General features: G+C 64.6%; 13 protein-coding genes. 4 read left to right on the top strand and 9 right to left on the bottom strand.

The window, feature by feature from the left end; all coding sequences use genetic code 11:
• Positions 1 to 180: 180 nt before the first annotated feature.
• From L6637_RS04885 to radA, 5 genes are all read right to left on the bottom strand, one after another.
• Positions 181 to 921 (bottom strand): SDR family NAD(P)-dependent oxidoreductase, encoded by a 741-nt coding sequence (locus L6637_RS04885; protein ID WP_237869412.1) that lies wholly within the window; start codon positions 919 to 921, stop codon positions 181 to 183.
• Between the two features lie 87 nt (positions 922 to 1,008).
• Positions 1,009 to 1,152: a hypothetical protein gene (locus tag L6637_RS04880; RefSeq protein WP_237858383.1), complete on the bottom strand. Its 144-nt coding sequence runs from the start codon at positions 1,150 to 1,152 to the stop codon at positions 1,009 to 1,011.
• Positions 1,153 to 1,168: 16 nt separating this feature from the next.
• Positions 1,169 to 2,680, bottom strand: coding sequence for an amidophosphoribosyltransferase (purF, locus tag L6637_RS04875; protein WP_237869410.1), 1,512 nt, complete (start codon positions 2,678 to 2,680; stop codon positions 1,169 to 1,171).
• Between the two features lie 29 nt (positions 2,681 to 2,709).
• On the bottom strand, positions 2,710 to 3,339 hold the full coding sequence (locus L6637_RS04870; RefSeq protein ID WP_092234672.1) for a CvpA family protein: 630 nt from the start codon (positions 3,337 to 3,339) through the stop codon (positions 2,710 to 2,712).
• A gap of 167 nt (positions 3,340 to 3,506) precedes the next feature.
• Positions 3,507 to 4,955: a DNA repair protein RadA gene (radA, locus tag L6637_RS04865; RefSeq protein WP_237869408.1), complete on the bottom strand. Its 1,449-nt coding sequence runs from the start codon at positions 4,953 to 4,955 to the stop codon at positions 3,507 to 3,509.
• A 203-nt stretch (positions 4,956 to 5,158) separates the two neighbouring features.
• Between radA and L6637_RS04860 the strand changes: the two genes are divergently transcribed.
• Positions 5,159 to 6,316 (top strand): ABC transporter substrate-binding protein, encoded by a 1,158-nt coding sequence (locus tag L6637_RS04860; protein ID WP_237858377.1) that lies wholly within the window; start codon positions 5,159 to 5,161, stop codon positions 6,314 to 6,316.
• Positions 6,317 to 6,333: 17 nt separating this feature from the next.
• Positions 6,334 to 8,370 carry a putative bifunctional diguanylate cyclase/phosphodiesterase gene (locus L6637_RS04855; protein WP_237869406.1) on the top strand — a complete coding sequence of 679 codons (2,037 nt, stop codon included), beginning with the start codon at positions 6,334 to 6,336 and terminating at the stop codon, positions 8,368 to 8,370.
• Between the two features lie 102 nt (positions 8,371 to 8,472).
• On the opposite strand, the gene L6637_RS04850 is transcribed toward L6637_RS04855, so the two are convergent.
• Positions 8,473 to 9,198 carry a sulfite exporter TauE/SafE family protein gene (locus L6637_RS04850; protein WP_237858373.1) on the bottom strand — a complete coding sequence of 242 codons (726 nt, stop codon included), beginning with the start codon at positions 9,196 to 9,198 and terminating at the stop codon, positions 8,473 to 8,475.
• A 272-nt stretch (positions 9,199 to 9,470) separates the two neighbouring features.
• On the opposite strand from L6637_RS04850, the gene L6637_RS04845 reads away from it, so the two are divergent.
• Entirely contained in the window at positions 9,471 to 9,839 is a 369-nt protein-coding gene (locus L6637_RS04845) for a GFA family protein (protein ID WP_237858372.1), read from the top strand.
• Between the two features lie 7 nt (positions 9,840 to 9,846).
• Here L6637_RS04845 and L6637_RS04840 read toward each other — a convergent pair whose 3' ends face one another.
• Entirely contained in the window at positions 9,847 to 10,617 is a 771-nt protein-coding gene (locus tag L6637_RS04840) for an exodeoxyribonuclease III (protein ID WP_237858369.1), read from the bottom strand.
• Positions 10,618 to 10,658: 41 nt separating this feature from the next.
• Here L6637_RS04840 and L6637_RS04835 point away from each other — a divergent pair, with 41 nt between their 5' ends.
• Positions 10,659 to 10,877, top strand: coding sequence for a cysteine rich repeat-containing protein (locus tag L6637_RS04835; protein ID WP_237858365.1), 219 nt, complete (start codon positions 10,659 to 10,661; stop codon positions 10,875 to 10,877).
• A gap of 12 nt (positions 10,878 to 10,889) precedes the next feature.
• On the opposite strand, the gene alr is transcribed toward L6637_RS04835, so the two are convergent.
• A complete protein-coding gene (gene alr, locus L6637_RS04830) occupies positions 10,890 to 12,167 on the bottom strand; it encodes an alanine racemase (RefSeq protein ID WP_237859396.1) in 1,278 nt (425 codons plus the stop codon).
• Between the two features lie 47 nt (positions 12,168 to 12,214).
• A complete protein-coding gene (locus L6637_RS04825; protein ID WP_237858363.1) occupies positions 12,215 to 13,726 on the bottom strand; it encodes a replicative DNA helicase in 1,512 nt (503 codons plus the stop codon).
• Positions 13,727 to 13,992 lie beyond the last annotated feature (266 nt).

Genomic DNA, 13,992 nt, shown 5'->3' with positions numbered 1-13,992 from the left:
TCTCTTGCGGAGCCTCGGTCCGGCAAATTCCGTAGCCTGTCCCAGGGACGGCGGCAATGCACCTTAAGCCGGATCATGCTGCGTCGTAGCGTCATCCGTCGGTTAACTTTTGGGCAAGATGCGTTGAGACGCTATTTCAGCGCTCGGGCAGTCTGGATCCCGGCGAGGCGCGGCAGCCAATCAGGCCGGCGCGCGGAAGCTCATCAGGCTGCGCGTCTTGTAGTCGTAGAACTTGCCGGTCTCGGTCCAGTCGGGCGCGCACATCGGAACGATGAATTCGGCGACTTGCTCGGGCGTGTCGAGCGTCGCGGGATCTTCGCCCGGCATCAGGGTGGCGCGCATGCGGGTGCGGACCGGGCCCGGGTTGAATAAATTGACGCGGATGGCCGTATTCGCGGTCTCCTGCGCCCAGGCGCGCGCCAGCGTCTCCAGCGCGGCCTTGGAGGCGGCATAGGGGCTGACATAGGCGGTCGCCATGTTGGCGGCGCCCGAGGTGATGAACACGGCGCGGCCGGCATCGGACTGCTTCAGCAGCGGCTCCATGCAGCGGATCAGCTGGAAGTTCGCGGAGACGTTGACGGCCATCACGTCGTTGAACGTCTTCAGCTCGATATGGCCGATCGGTGAGGAGGGGCCGAGCACGCCGGCATTGCCGACGAGGATGTCGAGCTTGCCGTAGCGCTCGTGCAGGCCCGCGCCGAGCCGCGCGATGCCGTCGGTATCTGTGAGGTTGAGTGGTACCAGCGTGGCGCTGCCGCCTACTTTCCGGATCTCGTCGTCGAGCTCCTCGAGGCCGCCTTGCGTGCGCGCGGTGGCAACGATATGCGCGCCGGCCTTGGCGAGCACGAGCGCCGTGGCAAAGCCGATACCGCGCGAGGCGCCGGTGACGAGAGCGATGCGACTGGCGAGGGGTTTTGTCATGTCCGTGTATCCACGTCTTCGCGACGGGTTTTACAGACATGGGTCACCGAGACAAGCCCGGTATGACGCAATTATTGCCTCCGCGCCTTAGCGGTCGCGGGTCAATTGCTTATTATCGTCGTTCGAGCCGCTTTCCGAGTTTTTGGGCGTGACCTTCATGCCCTGGACGAACGCGAAGACGATGAAGCCGACCAAAAGCACCCCGCAAAGAATGGCGATGATCGTCTGCATCGGCGCCGCTTCGTCGTCAGCTCGCCTCCGCCAGCAGCGACAGCTGCCGCGGCTGCGGCTCGATCTGGGTCTGGTCGGTGAGGTGGGTCGGATAGACACCGGTGAAGCAGTGATCCGCAAACTTCGGATTGGCGGGGTCGCGGCCGGGCTCGCCCATCGCGCGGTACATGCCGTCGATCGACAGGAAGGCGAGTGAGTCCGCGCCGATCAGCTCGCGCATCTCCTCCAGCGAATGCGTCGCGGCCAGGAGACCGCCGCGGTCGGGCAGGTCGATGCCGTAATAGTCGGGATAGAGGATCGGCGGCGAGGCGAGGCGGAAGTGCACCTCCTTGGCGCCGGCATCGCGCATCATGCGCACGATCTTCTTCGACGTGGTGCCGCGCACCAGGGAGTCGTCGATCAGGATGATGCGCTTGCCTTCGATCGCGGCGCGGTTGGCCGAGTGCTTCATGCGCACGCCGGATTCGCGGATCGCCTGCGTCGGCTGGATGAAGGTGCGGCCGACATAGTGGTTGCGGATGATGCCGAGCTCGAACGGCACGCCCGAATGCTGGCTGTAGCCGACCGCCGCGGGCACGCCGGAATCCGGCACCGGCACCACGACGTCGACAGGCACATGGCTCTCGCGCGCGAGCTGCGCGCCGAAGGCCTTGCGCACTTCGTAGACCGAGCGGCCGTGGACGATGGAATCCGGACGCGAGAAGTAGATGTATTCGAAGATGCAGGGGCGCGGCGCCATCGGCGGGAACGGCTTGTGGATGTCCTGGCCGTTCTCGTCGAACACGATGACTTCGCCGGGCTCGATGTCGCGCACGAAGCGCGCGCCGATGATGTCGAGCGCGCAGGTCTCCGACGTCAGGATCGGGCAGCCGTCGAGATCGCCCAGCACTAGCGGGCGGATGCCACGCGGATCGCGCGCGCCGACCAGCTTCTTGTTGGTGAGCGAGACCAGCGCATAGGCGCCTTCGATCTCACGCAGCGCGTCGATATAGCGCTCGATGAAGCGGCTGCGCCTCGAGCGCGCCACCAGGTGCAGGATCACCTCGGTGTCGGAGGTCGACTGCATCATCGCGCCGCTTCTGACGAGTTCGCGGCGCAGCGTCAGGCCGTTGGAGAGGTTGCCGTTGTGAGCGACCGCGAGGCCGCCGGCATTGAGCTCGGCGAACAGCGGCTGGACGTTGCGCAGAATGGTGGCGCCGGTCGTGGCGTAGCGGACGTGACCGACCGCCATGGTGCCGGGGAGGCGATCGATCACCTCGCGGCGGGAGAAGGTGTCACCGACGAGGCCGAGGCGGCGTTCACTGTGGAAGCGGCTGCCGTCGTAGGAGACGATGCCGGCTGCTTCCTGGCCGCGATGCTGAAGGGCGTGGAGACCAAGCGCCGTGATGGCGGCGGCTTCAGGATGTCCGTAGATGCCGAATACGCCGCATTCCTCGCGGACCGTATCTCCGTCCAGGTCGTCCTGAAGCTCTAGCGCGGCGGAGCCGGGATCGAGTTCAGTGTGGGCGTCCTGGTCAGGGTGTCGCATCTCGTCCGCGCCTCTCTTTAGGGCTAAAATCAACGCGCCGCAGGTTTCTCGATCAGCTTCTTCAGGCTGTCACGAGCCGGTTTGCTGTAGCCGTCGCCACTGCCCGAAGGCTGCTGCTCGGTATCAGCTTGATCATCATCTGGTTTGTTTTTCTTGAATCTCTTCAAGATGGTGTTCTCGGGGTCGTCCGGCAAGAGGGACATCAGCCAATCCCCGGTTCCCTGGAGCACCACGCGGGATTTGGCCCCTGAGACCCAGTCCGGGCGCTGCTTGTCCGGCACCAGCCAGGTGAAGAACAGGAAGGCGACCACGACGATCAAGAGCCCGCGAGCCAGGCCAAACAGGAAGCCGAGGGTGCGGTCCAGCGCGCCGATGCGCGAATCCAGGATCATGTCGGAGATCCGGACCGTGATCACGGAGACCACGACCAGGGTACCGACGAACACGCCGGCGACCACCACCACGCTCGCGACGGTGTCGTTGTTGAAATAGGTCTTGGCGGTCGGCAGCAGCTTGGAAAACGAGTACAGCGTCACGATCGCCGCCGTGCCCCAGGCTGCGATCGAGAGGATCTCGCGCATGAAGCCGCGGACCATGGCGAGCAGGCCCGAGATCAGCATCACACCGAGCAGGATCAGGTCGAGGAGTGTAACTGGCATCGGCTGGTCTGGTCCGCTCGTACGCTCAAAGGGTGCTCAGCGAATCGGTGTTTGGCCGCCGCCCTAACTGAAGGCCAGACGACGTTCCCGGCAAGGCCGCAACCACGCAATCCATGCTGCTTTTGTGACGGCTGTATAGCGGTGGGGGCGCTTGGCGTCACCTCCAGCTACCCCTCTCCACGGCGGAATCTTGCCGGTGTGGCATTTTTCTCCGCTGGCGGGGGTGAGTCGCCGCGGCGGGAGCCCTTGGCGGCGATCTCTGCAACCAGTGTCGTCAGGCTGTTCACCGCGTTCAGGGTCAGTCCCGCATCACCGCCGGCATCGCCGCCGCGGGCCGATTCGGGCAGCACGGCGCGCTTGAAGCCCAGCTTGGCTGCTTCCTTGAGCCTGGCCGGGGTCTGCGCCACCGGGCGGATGACGCCGGAGAGCGAGATCTCGCCGAAATAAACGACATCGGTGGGTAACTGCGCATTAACCAGGGACGACACCAGCGCGGCGGCCGCGGCCATATCAGCTGCCGGCTCGTGGATGCGCAGACCACCCGCGACATTCAGATAGACATCGTGGCCGGACAGCTTGACCCCGCAATGGGCCTCCAGCACCGCCAGCACCATCGAGAGCCGGCTCTGATCCCAGCCGACCACGGCCCGACGCGGGGTGCCGAGCGAGGTCGGCGCCACCAGCGCCTGCAACTCGACCAGAACGGGCCGCGTGCCCTCGATGCCCGCAAAGACTGCGGTGCCGGGGGTGCCGAGATCGCGCTCGGACAGGAACAGCTCGGAGGGATTGGTGACCTCGCGCAAGCCGAGCCCCGTCATCTCGAACACGCCGATCTCGTCGGTCGGGCCGAAGCGGTTCTTGACGGCGCGCAGGATGCGAAACTGCTGCGAGCCTTCGCCCTCGAAGGACATCACGGCATCGACCATGTGCTCGACGACGCGGGGGCCGGCGATCTGACCGTCCTTGGTGACGTGACCGACCAGAATGATGGCAGCGCCCGACTTCTTGGCGAAACGAATGAGCGCCTGCGCCGACGCGCGCACCTGCGTGACCGTGCCGGGGGCGGATTCCACTGTGTCGGTCCACATGGTCTGGATCGAGTCGATCACGATCAGCCGCGGCACCGCGCCTTCGGACAGGGTCGAGATGATATCTTCCACCGACGTCTCGGCCGCGAGCTGCACCGGCGCGTCCGACAGACCAAGCCGCTCGGCGCGTAAGCGCACCTGGGCGATGGCTTCTTCGCCGGAGATGTAGACGATGCGGTGGCCGGCGCGCGCCATCATGCTGGTCGCCTGCGTCAGCAGCGTCGACTTGCCGATGCCGGGATCGCCGCCGACGAGCAGTACGGATCCGCGCACAAAACCGCCGCCGGTGACGCGGTCGAGTTCGGTCATGCCCGAGGACATGCGAGGCGCATCCGGGCTTTTGCCGGCCAGGCTCTCAAGCGCAAAGGTTCGGCCCTTGCGCTTGGAGCGGATCGAGACCGGCACGCTACCGCTGGTGTCTTCCTCGGCGAGCGTATTCCACTCGCCGCAGGACTCGCACTTGCCCTGCCAGCGGTTGTAGGCCGCGCCGCAGTTCTGGCAGACGAAGGAAAGCGTGTTCTTGGCCATGGGTATGGTGAGTCGGAGGTTACAAAATGCGCTGATAGCACGGAACGGTGGGCGGCGCGGGCGTCCGTGAGCCCTTCCATGAACCCAATTCCGCGCGGCCGATACACCCTTTGTTAGCACTACGCCGCCGCATCATACCGGACTTTGCCAAATGTTAGCGGACGCGGGTCCAGTTTCGGAACCAAGACGGGGTGACGAAACAAATGACGATAATCTTGCGCATATGGCTCGCAGTGAGCATTGCCTGCGGCATTCTTGCGCCAGCCGGCTCCGCTGTTGCGGCCGATGCAAAACCGCTCAACATCGTCTTCGTGAGCCCGGGCAAGACCGGCGAGGTCTATTGGGACATGGTCGCCCAGACCATGCAGGCCGCCGGCCGCAAGCTTAACGCCAGGGTCGAGGTGCTGACCAGCGAGCGCAACTACCGGACCATGCAGGAGCTCGGTCTCGGTGTGGTCGCACGCGCCGATAAGCCCGACTTCCTCATTCTCTCGAACGAAGAGTCCGCCGCCGTTCCGATCCTGGAGGCCGCAGAGGCCGCGGGCATCAAGACGCTGTTGCTGTCGAATTCGTTGATCGGCGAGGATGCGAAACGTCTTGGACCGCCGCGCCACATTCTCAAGAATTGGCTCGGGGACATCACGACCGATCTGGCGACCGCAGGCGCGCGGATGGCGAATGCACTTATCGGCGCGGCCCGCAACGAAAAATGGCAAAGCCCCGACGGCAAGATCCATCTTCTCGCGATCGGCGGCGACGAGATCACGCCAGCTTCGATCGCCCGCAATGCCGGCCTCCAACTCGCGGTCGCAGCCGCGCCTGACGTGGTGCTGGATCGGATGCTGTTCGCGAACTGGACGCAGTCCGAAGCGGAGCAGGTCGCGGCCAATTATCTCGGCTGGGCGCAGCGCAAGGGCATTCGTCCCGCGGGGATCTGGGCCGGCAACGACCCGATGGCGCTGGGCGCGCTCAAGGCTGTCGCGGCCGCCGGCATCACACCGGGTGAGGCGATCCAGGTGGTCGGCCTCAACTGGTCGGAGGACGCGCTGCGCGAAATCAAGGCCGGCCGCCTGCTGCTGACCGATGGCGGCCACTTCCTGCTTGGCGGCTGGTCGATCGTGCTGCTCCGCGACTTTGCCGACGGTTGCGATTTCGCGGCCACCTCGCCGCATGTCGAGGTCAAGACGTCGGCGATCACGCGCGACAATCTCGCCTCCGTCGCTACGCTGATCGCCACTCATGCCTTCGACCAGATCGATTTTGCGCAGTTCAGGGCCAAGGCAGGACATTGTGGCCAATACGACTTCTCTGTGGAGGCTCTGATCTCCTCAATATCGCCTCCAGGCGGCGCCGGCGAATGATGCGGGACGCTGACGGGATGAACGGTTCGAGCAAGCCGGCACCATCGCGCTCGGTCGTTCGCGCGATGATCTGGGCGACCGTGCCCGTGCTGCTGCTGGTGCAGCTGCTCGCTTCGGCCGGCGTCGAGGTCTCGAGCTTCTGGTCGCAGATCAGGCAGCTCGATGCACGCATTGCCCGCGTTGCCGAGAGCCGCGCCGAGCTGATCGCCGAGCCGCTCTGGAAGATGCGCTACGACCGGGTCACAGGCGTGCTCAACGAGATCATGCACGACGAAACCATCGCGGCGGCCGCCGTCTACGACGACACCGGCGTCGTGGTCGCCCGCGTGGTGGCGCGGCCCGAGGTACAGGCGCTCACGGAAGTCTCGCGCCCGATCAACTACAGCAACGGCAACATGGCCGTTCAGGCCGGTCGCATCGCGATCGCCTATTCCTACGCGACCCTCTATATGGACGCCGGCAGCAGGCTGGGGCTGCTTCTCGTCGTCGGTCTGCTCGCAACGCTTGCGACCGTGATCGCGATGCGGATCTCCGCCAACATCTTCATCGGCAAGCCGCTGGCTGCGATGATGTCGGCGATCCAGCGCAGCAAGCAGGACAGCCGCGCTTATCCAGCCGATGTCAAATCGTCCAACGAATTCGGCCAGCTCGCGATCGCCTTCAACGCGATGCAGCATACGACCTCGGGCGCGCTCGACCGGCTCGGCCACATGGCCTCGCACGATCCGCTCACGGGGCTGCCCAACCGCCGCACCCTGTCCGAGCGCCTGGCGACGTTGAGCCGGGATGCCGGCTCTCAGGACGCGCTGATCGCGTTCTGCTTCATCGATCTCGATGATTTCAAGGGCATCAACGACACCTTTGGTCACGACGCCGGCGACAAATTCCTGGTCCATATCTCGGAGCGGCTTCGGGGCACGGTCGAGGCGGAAGATTGGGTCGCGCGGCTCGGCGGCGACGAGTTCGTTGTCATTCGCCCCGAGGTCAGCAATGAAGCGGTCGCGCAGGCTTTCGCGCGGCAATTGCTGGAGGCGATCTCCGAGCCGATCATGCTGCATGACAAGCAGGTCGTGCCGCGCGCCAGCATCGGCCTTGCCGTGCGCCGTGCCGGCGATCCTGAATTGTCGCACTTGCCGGCGCTCGCCGACATCGCGCTCTACCACGCCAAGAGCAAGGCACCCGGCACCGTCGCGGTGCTGGATGAAGCGCTTCAACACGATTATCGCCGCCGCAGGGATCTGGAGCTTGCCATTCCGACAGGCTTCTCCGAGGGGCAGTTCGAGGTCTGGTATCAGAGCCAGGTCGACCTCGTGACCCAGGACATCATCAGCCTGGAGGCACTCATCCGCTGGCGTCATCCGGAGCATGGCGTGATCGGCCCTGGTGAATTCCTGCCGCTGATCGAGCGCAGCGGCAACAATGCGCGCCTGACGCGCTACGTGCTGACCGACGCCTGCCGCGCGCTGCAACAGCTGGCCGAGGCTGGCAGGCCGCACATCAGGATCGCGATCAATTTGCCGCCCTCGGAGCTTGCCGACCATTCGCTCGCCGCCTGCTTGCGCGAGACGTGCGAGCGGTTCGATGTTGCGCCCTCGTTGCTCGAGCTCGAGATCACCGAAGGATCGCTGATCAACAATATGGCCAGCGCATCGGACACGCTGCGCCGGCTGCGGCGCCTGGGGGCGACCATTGCGCTCGACGATTTCGGCACCGGCTACAGCTCGCTTGCGCATCTCAGGCGGTTTCCGCTCGACAAGGTCAAGATCGACAAGGCCTTCATCCGCGAAATTCCTGAAAGCGCCGAGGACAAGGCGATCGTCGGCGTGATCGCCTCGCTCGCGGGCACGCTGGGGCTCACGCTGGTTGCGGAAGGCATCGAACGGGCCGAGCAGGCGCAGGCGATGCGCGAGATGGGTGTGAGGCTCGGCCAGGGCTTTCTGTATCACAAGCCGCAGCCGCTCGATGCGGTCCTGCGCCAGCTTGCGGAAATTGGCGGCGGCGAAGACCGCGGGCTGGTCGACAGCCCGTCGATCGCGCCCGAATTCGCCGCTTGAGCGCTAGAGCATGATCCGGAAAGTGTGAAACGGTTTTCCGAAAAGATCATGCCAAACAAAGAGCTAAAGCGCGATGACGACTCAACTCAATCTCATCGCGCTTTACGGCTGCGTCGCATTCCAGAGCATCGAAAGCCCGGCTGCGATCATGATCGCGTCCATCACCAGGCGAAACATCTCCGGTTTCAGGTGCAGCACGAAGCGCTTGGCGACGAAGGCGCCTGCCATCAGCGAGGAGCCCGCGATCAGGCCCTTGATGAAGACCTCCTGCGTCAGCGCGCCGAAGCGCTCGAACGTCACCGATTTGGCGAAGTAGAGGCCGAGCGAGGCGGCAGCCTCGGTCGCGAGAAACGCGCCTCTGGAGAGGCCGTAGAACAAAAACAGCGGCACGCTGAGCGGACCGGTCGAGACCACGATGCCGGTGAGATAGCCGATGATCGCGCCACCGACGCAGAGGTGCCAGAGATTGGCCTTGAGGTCGTGCCGCGCCAGCCAGTGCCGCACCGGCACCATCGCGATCAGGAAGATGCCGATGGCGAGGTCGACCGTATGTGAGGGCAGGGCGAGCAGCGTCCGTGCGCCCAGCGCTGCGGCCGGGATGCCTGTGACCGAATAGGCCAGGCACGCCCGCCAGTCGACCTCGCGCCACCACGCCAGAATCCGCGAAAAATTTGCCATCACGGAAGCAATGGCCATGATCGGCACGGCCTCTTTCGGCCCATACGCGTAGACCAGCACCGGCATCAGCATGATCGACGAGCCCGTGCCGACGATGCCGGAAATGGTGCCTGCGATCAGGCCGACGCTGAGGACGAAGAGGAAGGCCAAGGGAGGCACGCTCCGGGGCTCGGGGAATGACAGTTCCCGATCAGTGCTTGCTGCTCGCGGTGCACAGGGAGCCGTCTATGGTGACATCCTGCCAGTGTTTTGCCCGACGAGTCAAATTGAATTTCGGAATAACCGCATAAGCTTGTCTGGCGGGAGTCGTCTACTGTGCATGGGGTTGTTCTTCATGATCTGTTTGGGTGCAAGTACTGCTGACAGCATGTTGGCAGCAGGGGCGGGCTATGACCACCTCCTGACAAAGCGGGGAGCGGATCATGCCGGTCGAGGCAAGCTGTCATTGCGGTGAGACGGTGTTCGAGGTGACAGAGGCGCCTGCGAGCGTGACGCGTTGCACCTGCTCGCTCTGCGCCAAGCGCGGTGCGCTGTGGGCCTATTACACGCCGGCGCAATTTCGCCTGCTGTCGCCCCCCGACAATGTCGCGACCTATCTGTGGGGGAGCCGCACCGTCAAGCATCATTACTGCGCGAATTGCGGCTGCGGCACCTATTCGGAGTCGCCGGACTGGTCGACCGGCAAGCCCGATTTCGACAATCCCAAGGTCGCGGTGAACGCACGCCTGTTCGACGATTTCGACCTGGAGGCGGTGCCGGTCAATATGATCGACGGCAAGAATCTGTGGTGACGATCGCTTATTTGAGCACCACCCACGCCGGTGCATGATCGCTCGCACCTTCTTCGCCCCGCACCTTCTTGTCGACGCCAGCCTTTGTCAGTCGCGAGACCAGGGCGGGGCTCAGCAGCAGATGATCAAGCCGCAGGCCCGCATCGCGCGGCCACCGGTTCCGCTTGTAGTCCCAGAAGGTGTAGATGCGCTTGTCTCCGTGCAGTTCGCGGATCGCATCGCACCAGCCTTGCTCGACAAGCGAGGCGAAGGCCGCGCGGCTCTTCGGCTGGATCAGCGCATCCTTGTCCCATGAGCGCGTCGGATAAATGTCGATCTCTGTGGGCGCAACGTTGTAGTCGCCTGCGAGCACGACGGGCAGATCCTGCTTGAGAAAGGTCTTGGCGTGGCGCTTCAGCCGCGCGAACCAGTCGAGCTTGTAGTCGAATTTTGGCCCCGGCTGCGGGTTGCCGTTCGGCAGATAAATGCTGGTGACGATGACGCCGCGCACGGCAGCCTCGATGTAGCGCGCCTCGTGATCGTCGGGCCGTCCCGGCAGGCGGTCGCGCGTCAGCACGGGCTCGGCATTGCGGGCGAGGATGGCGACGCCGTTCCAGGTCTTCTGTCCACGCCAGACTGCGCCGTAGCCGGCTCTTTCGATCGCTTCTGCCGGAAATTCGCCATCACTTGCCTTCAATTCCTGAAGCGCGACGACATCAGGCTTTGCCGCGCGCAACCATGCGAGCAGATTGGGCAGGCGGCGGTTGATGTTGTTGATGTTGAATGTCGCAATCTTCATGTCGAGCTGATCGCCTCGTACGTCCCCACACCGGAGATACAATGTCCAAATTGACCTTTGCCGCCTTCATCGTCGTTGCTGCGATCTCCGGGACAGCTTCGGCACAATCGCCCGATCCGCGCGGCGCGTGCAAGGTGGATTACGACAAGTTCTGCGCCGGCATTGCGCCGGGCGGCGGCAAGATCATCGCCTGCCTCAACGCCAAGCGCGACCAGCTCAGCGCGACCTGCAAGGCGGCATTGGACAGCCGGAAGAAGTAAGCGGCGAGACGCTCAGCTCGGCAGTGGCGGCGGAGCCGAAGGCTGCTCGAGCGGTGGCGGGGAGGGTGGCTGTTCCGCGGCCTTCGCGGGTTCCGGCTTCACCAGCGGCTCGACCACGTTGCCGCCCTTGTAGACGCGGGCGTAGCGGTGGCCGAGGCTGGTCAGCACCTCATAGCCGATCGTGCCGAAATGATGCGCGAGCTCGTCGACGGTGATGCCCTCGCCGAGCAGCGTCACCATGTGGCCGCGGCGCGCCGCGTTCGGCGGCAGATCGGTGATGTCGATCGCAATCAGGTCCATCGAGATGCGCCCCGCGACCGGGCAGCGCTTGCCGGCGACGATCACCTCGGCACCGCGCGTGCCGTCATTGGAACTGGCGGCACGGAAATAGCCGTCGGCATAGCCGACCGCGATGATCGCAAGCTTGGTCGGCCGCCGTGCGGACCAGGTGCCGCCATAGCCGACGGTCTCACCGCGCTCGATCGAGCGGATCTGCACGATACGCGCCTTGAGGTCGACCACCTGCTGCATCGGATTGTCGGCCTCCGGCGTCGGATTGACGCCGTAGAGCGCGGCGCCCGGCCGGACCAGGTCGAACTGGAACGGCGCGCCGAGGAAGATGCCGGATGAATTGGCGAGCGCCGCCGGCACACCTGAGAATTCGCTGGCGATGCCGCGGAAGGCCGCGAGTTGCTTTGCGTTGATGGGGCTGTTGAGCTGCTCGGCCGAGACCAGGTGGCTCATCACCAGCGTGATGCCGTGATCGCCGGCATTGATGCGGGGGATGATGGCCTGCGCCTCCGAGAGCGTCAGCCCGAGCCGGTTCATGCCGGTGTCGATATGGATGGCAGCGCCGCCGGACCAGCCGGTGCGGCGGCAGAACACGTCCCATTCGGCGAGCTCGTTGAGATCGCCGATCACCGGACGGCAGTTGATCTTGGCGTAGTGCTCGCCGGTGTTCTGGAAATAGCCGCCGAGCACGTAGATCGTGGCGTCAGGGACCGCCGCGCGCGCCGTGCGGGCCTCCTCGATAGTGGCGACGAAGAAGGTCTTGCAGCCGGCCTTGTTGAGCGCCTGCGCGACCTGCGCGGTGCCGCAGCCATAGGCGTCGGCCTTGATCACCGCCGAGCACTCGGCCGGCACGGCGGTCTTCTCGAGCTTGCGCCAGTTGGCGATGATGGCGTCGAGATCGACGGTGAGCACGCCGCCAAAGGCGGCGAGCGCGGCAGCCTGGTTGGCCTCCGCGGAAAGAAGGCCGGATTGCGGGATCATGTTCGGGTCGGACGCCATTGTCATGGCGCCGTTTTACGCGAAGAGGCGGGGCCGGTTCAAGGAACTCAGTAGTCATCGCCGGCGCGAGCCGGCAGCTGAGCGTCTGGCGCGAGGTCGCCGAACCTTGTGACCGAGGCTTCGAACGCCAAATCGACGGTGCCGGTCGGACCGTGGCGCTGCTTGCCGATGATGACCTCGGCTTTTCCGTGCGCAAGGCTCATGTCGAGCTGCCACTTCTCGTGTTCGGGCGTTCCCGGGCGAGGCTCCTTCATCGCGAGATAATATTCCTCGCGGTACACGAACAGGACGACGTCGGCGTCCTGCTCGATTGATCCGGATTCACGCAAGTCGGAGAGCTGCGGCCGTTTGTCGTCGCGGGACTCGACCTGACGTGAGAGCTGCGACAACGCGATGACGGGAACATTGAGTTCCTTGGCGAGTGCCTTCAGGCTGGTCGTGATCTCCGTGATTTCCTGCACGCGGCTGTCGCTGGCGCGCTTGCTTGAGCCGGAGAGCAGCTGGATGTAGTCGATCACGAGAAGGTCGAGGCCCTTCTGTCGCTTGAGCCGGCGTGCGCGCGCCATCAATTGCGCGATCGACAGGCCACCCGTCGCGTCGACATAGAACGGCAGCGATTGCAGCTCGATCGAGACCTCCCGGATCTTCTCGAAATCGGCTTCCGAGATGCCGCCGCGGCGGATGTGGGAGGAGGGAACGCCGGTGCGCTCGGCCACGATACGCGTGGCGAGCTGGTCGGCCGACATTTCGCAGGAGAAGAATCCGATCACGCCGCCGTTGGCGGCCTTGGTGGTGCCGTCGGCCTGGAGTTCCGGAACGTAAGCTCGTGCGACGTTGTAGGCGATGTTGGTCGCAAGTGAGGTCTTGCCCATGCCGGGACGGCCGGCGACGATAATGAGGTCGGAGTGCTGCAGGCCGCCCATCTTGGTGTCGAGGTCGCGCATGCCCGTCGAAATGCCGGACAGTTTTCCGTCGCGCTGGAAGGCCTTGGCCGCGAGATCGACTGCGACCGCCAGCGCCTGCGAGAATTTCTGGAAGCCGCCGTCGTAGCGGCCGGACTCGGCAAGTTCGTAGAGCTTTCGCTCGGCGTCCTCGATCTGCGCCCGCGGCTGGAAGTCGACCGGCGCGTCATAAGCGACATTGACCATGTCCTCGCCGATGCCGATCAGGTCACGGCGCAAGGATAGGTCGTAGACCGTGCGCCCATAGTCTTGGGCGTTGATGATGGTGGTCGCTTCGGCCGCGAGCCGCGCCAGATATTGGCCGATGGTCATGCCACCGACGTCGGTGTCGGCGGGCAGGAACGTCTTCAACGTGACGGGCGTGGCGATCTTGCCCATCCGGATCAGGCTGCCGGCGGTCTCGAAAATGGTCTGGTGGAGCGGCTCGAAGAAATGCTTCGCCTCCAGGAAGTCGGAGACCCGGTAGAAGGCGTCGTTGTTGACCAGAATCGCGCCCAGAAGGCTCTGTTCCGCCTCGATATTGTGCGGCGCGCTCCGATAAGCGGGCGTTCCGGGCTCGGGCGCGAGTTTGAGGACGTTCGAATCAGTCAGGGCCATGGTCGACCGATAGCAATTTTCTGCGGCGGATGCGGGGCCGGGATAAAGCGCCGCTCCAGGCCAAAGCGGAAGCTAAAACTTCGTCACTATCAACCGATCTTAAAAGCGGTGGATGATTGGCGGCCGCGGCATTCGCCGCGCTTGACGGATTTTCACGGAACTCAAGCCCGAACCGGAATCGGCCGCGATCGCGCCACGGAAAAATCCGGAAGCGATGAACCTAATGATTTGAATGCAGACGTATTTAAAGGCGCGCGAAAACGGCG

Source organism: Bradyrhizobium zhengyangense (assembly GCF_022012435.1).
Lineage (GTDB): Bacteria > Pseudomonadota > Alphaproteobacteria > Rhizobiales > Xanthobacteraceae > Bradyrhizobium > Bradyrhizobium zhengyangense.
Note: the sequence above shows the minus strand (reverse complement) of the source record. Positions and strands in the feature narration are given on the sequence as shown.

Bases quoted from the DNA above. Each gene is read 5' to 3' on its own strand.
- L6637_RS04885 (WP_237869412.1), bottom strand. From the start codon at position 921: ATGACAAAACCCCTCGCCAGTCGCATCGCTCTCGTCACCGGCGCCTCG.
- L6637_RS04880 (WP_237858383.1), bottom strand. From the start codon at position 1,152: ATGCAGACGATCATCGCCATTCTTTGCGGGGTGCTTTTGGTCGGCTTC.
- purF (WP_237869410.1), bottom strand. From the start codon at position 2,680: ATGCGACACCCTGACCAGGACGCCCACACTGAACTCGATCCCGGCTCC.
- L6637_RS04870 (WP_092234672.1), bottom strand. From the start codon at position 3,339: ATGCCAGTTACACTCCTCGACCTGATCCTGCTCGGTGTGATGCTGATC.
- radA (WP_237869408.1), bottom strand. From the start codon at position 4,955: ATGGCCAAGAACACGCTTTCCTTCGTCTGCCAGAACTGCGGCGCGGCC.
- L6637_RS04860 (WP_237858377.1), top strand. From the start codon at position 5,159: ATGACGATAATCTTGCGCATATGGCTCGCAGTGAGCATTGCCTGCGGC.
- L6637_RS04855 (WP_237869406.1), top strand. From the start codon at position 6,334: ATGAACGGTTCGAGCAAGCCGGCACCATCGCGCTCGGTCGTTCGCGCG.
- L6637_RS04845 (WP_237858372.1), top strand. From the start codon at position 9,471: ATGCCGGTCGAGGCAAGCTGTCATTGCGGTGAGACGGTGTTCGAGGTG.
- L6637_RS04840 (WP_237858369.1), bottom strand. From the start codon at position 10,617: ATGAAGATTGCGACATTCAACATCAACAACATCAACCGCCGCCTGCCC.
- L6637_RS04835 (WP_237858365.1), top strand. From the start codon at position 10,659: ATGTCCAAATTGACCTTTGCCGCCTTCATCGTCGTTGCTGCGATCTCC.
- alr (WP_237859396.1), bottom strand. From the start codon at position 12,167: ATGGCGTCCGACCCGAACATGATCCCGCAATCCGGCCTTCTTTCCGCG.
- L6637_RS04825 (WP_237858363.1), bottom strand. From the start codon at position 13,726: ATGGCCCTGACTGATTCGAACGTCCTCAAACTCGCGCCCGAGCCCGGA.